Origin of the sequence: Vibrio sp. D420a (genome assembly GCF_030248625.1) — a bacterium.
Classification (GTDB): domain Bacteria; phylum Pseudomonadota; class Gammaproteobacteria; order Enterobacterales; family Vibrionaceae; genus Vibrio; species Vibrio fortis_A.
In genome coordinates this window covers 1-2,793 of record NZ_JAHGAN010000072.1, presented here as the reverse complement: position 1 = coordinate 2,793, position 2,793 = coordinate 1, and the positions used below count along the sequence as shown (strand labels likewise).

The window sequence follows — 2,793 nt, the reverse complement described above, 5'->3', positions numbered from 1 at the left end:
CATTCAACCGTGGTTTAGAAAATGTAACTAAGAAGTACGGTCAAGTGGCAGGCTTCCTTGTTAAGAAAGGTGTGCTGCTATTTACCTTCTTCGTGGTGGCATTGGCAGCGGTAACTTACTTCTCGAAGACAACATCAACAGCGTTCGTTCCTCAGGAAGATAAGGGTATCTTGCTGGTCAACGTGCAATTACCTGATGCAGCTTCTTTGTCTCGTACAGAAGAGGTGACTGAACACTTGCTGGAAATGGTTGAGCAAGAACCAGGTGTTGATGGTGTGACGCTAGTAAACGGCTATGCCTTCATGACGGGTGCATCTGCATCAAATGGTGCTTCACTGTTTATCAAACTGCACGATTGGGATATGCGTAATGCACTTGATGGAGAGCACTCAGCACAAGCGATCTCTCAGCGAATCAACGGTCGTGCTGCGATGGAACTGCCACAAGCGGTAGTGTTTGCGATGGGACCTCCGGCGGTTCCGGGTATGGGCGCAGCGTCTGGCTTTGAGTTTGTACTAGAAGACACCTTGGGCCGTAGCCGAAGCGATCTTGCGATGGTAATGGACGATGTTATTCAGAAAGCCAATCAGCAGCCTGAGATCGCACGTACCTTCAGTACCTTCCGTGCTAACGTACCGCATTACTACGTCGACATCGACCGCGAAAAAGCGCAGCAGCTAGGTATTCCTCTGTCTGAAATCTTTCAAACACTGCAAGGTAACCTAGGTTCTTTGTACGTGAATGACTTCACCATGTTTGGTAAGAACTTCCGTGTAACCATGCAAGCCGACAGTGATCACCGAAGCAGCATGGAAGATCTGCAACGCTTCCACGTTCGTTCTTCATCAGGTGAGATGATTCCACTAAGCACATTGGTAACGCATGAGCAGATCTTTGAGCCAGACGTTGCATGGCGTTACAACATGTACCGCAGTGCTGTGATTCAAGGTCAACCGGCTCCGGGTTACTCAAGTGGTGATGCGATTGCCGCAATGGAACGTGTTGCTGCAGAAGTTCTTCCACAGGGCTACCAGTACGAGTGGACAGGCATGGCGTATCAAGAAGTACTAGCGGGTAACCAAGCTATCTTCGCGTTCGCATTGGCTCTGATCTTCATTTACTTGTTCATGGTTGCGCAGTACGAGAGTTGGACGATTCCGGTTGCGATTATATTGGTGGTACCGGTGGCCACGTTAGGATCCTTCTTAGCGCTTAATCTAACCGGCACACCACTTAACTTGTATGCGCAGATAGGTCTGGTTCTGCTCATAGCGCTGGCGGCGAAGAACGCAATCTTGATTGTGGAATTCGCTAAAGTTGAGCGTGAAGAGAAAGATGTGCCTATCGATGATGCAGCAGTGAAGGGTGGTACTCTACGTTTCCGAGCGGTAAACATGACCTCTTGGTCGTTTATCTTGGGTATTTTCCCGCTTATCTTCGCTGCGGGTGCTGGTCACGTGAGTCAAAACTCATTGGGTATTTCATTGATTGGTGGTCTGCTATGTGTGTTGTTAGCAGGTACTTTCCTAATCCCTGGCTTCTATGCGTTCGTTCAGCGTAAACGTGAGAAAGCACATGGTGGAAATACCAAACTTATTCCTCTCGATGATGAATAAAGCGACCTAAAATTAACCACATGAAACAAAAGGCTTAGCATTCGCTAGGCCTTTTTTTATATCCAAACGGAATATAAATTCTCTCCTATATGCGAATTTTCTAAATATGTCGCTGAGTCTCTACTCTAAACTCGATCTTCTAATAAAATAGTGTTTTTTAAATAAGTGACTGATATTTATTGAAATAACACCTTTCAGTGAACGTGTGTATGCTCGAAAATGTTTGCACAATATTGTGAAGTGTTTCAAAATTAGCGAGTTAAATTACGTTATTTTGTGCATTGAGGTTCTTATGAAGGTCATTGATTTATTTAAACACCGTAGTGATAGTGTTTCGCCACAACACTCAGAGTTTATGCAATGGATGTCTCCAACTCTAAGAGAGTACTGGGGCGACTTTCTGAACCGCACGCAAAATAGTCACTTCTTTGCATGGGTACGCGACCATCACAAACCTGCTGTCAATGAAGATGCACCGATCCAACCAGTAGCACCGGTTGAGAAGCCGATCGAGCTAAAACCTGAAGCACAAGCGGTTTACGATGAGCTGTCTGCGCAGATCGGTGAAGTGATCCATACTGGTGATTGGATTCACGTAGGCCAAGATCGTATTAACCAGTTTGGTGAAGTAACGGAAGATATGCAGTGGATTCACACGAACCCTGACAAAGCAGAATCTGACTCACCATTCAAAACAACCATTGCACACGGCTTTTTGACTCTGTCTCTACTACCACGTCTAACAGATAGTGTTGATCCTGATAAGTCGCAATTCCCGACGGCAAAAATGGTGGTGAACATCGGTTTAAACCAAGTGCGTTTCCCATACCCTGTTAAATCAGGCAACAACGTGCGTGCTAAGAGTACTCTGACGAAAGTGACTCCTATCCGCAAAGGTCTTGAGATTGAACGTGAAATTCGAGTTGAGATCGAAGGTGTACGCCGCCCAGGTGCTGTGGTTGTTTCAGTTATTCAACTGCACTTCTAAACCAGAATAGTTGTTTAAGAATAAAAAAAGAGAGAGCCTTAGCTCTCTCTTTTTCGTTTGGACGTAAACTTATTTCACTCGAGTGTATCCGTACTCTTCAATAAGATCTTGGCCCTGTTTTGAGCTTACGAACTTAACAAAGTCTTTGCTCTCATCGGAAGCCGATTCTTTCTTGTAAAGGATCAGGAA

2 protein-coding genes and 1 pseudogene are annotated in these 2,793 nt (G+C 45.5%); 2 read left to right on the top strand and 1 reads right to left on the bottom strand.

Going from position 1 to position 2,793, the window contains the following annotated elements:
* Together KI743_RS23670 and KI743_RS23665 are read left to right on the top strand one after the other, a co-directional pair.
* On the top strand, positions 1-1,616 hold a 1,616-nt coding region (locus KI743_RS23670; protein WP_285468507.1), incomplete at its 5' end, for an efflux RND transporter permease subunit.
* Positions 1,617-1,908: 292 nt separating this feature from the next.
* Entirely contained in the window at positions 1,909-2,604 is a 696-nt protein-coding gene (locus KI743_RS23665) for a MaoC family dehydratase (RefSeq protein ID WP_285468506.1), read from the top strand.
* A 69-nt stretch (positions 2,605-2,673) separates the two neighbouring features.
* Here the strand turns inward: KI743_RS23665 and KI743_RS23660 are convergent.
* Positions 2,674-2,793, bottom strand: a pseudogene (locus KI743_RS23660) (phosphate ABC transporter substrate-binding protein); the annotation flags it as partial.

Excerpts from the sequence above, each read along its gene's own strand:
- KI743_RS23665 (WP_285468506.1), top strand. The coding sequence starts at position 1,909 with ATGAAGGTCATTGATTTATTTAAACACCGTAGTGATAGTGTTTCGCCA.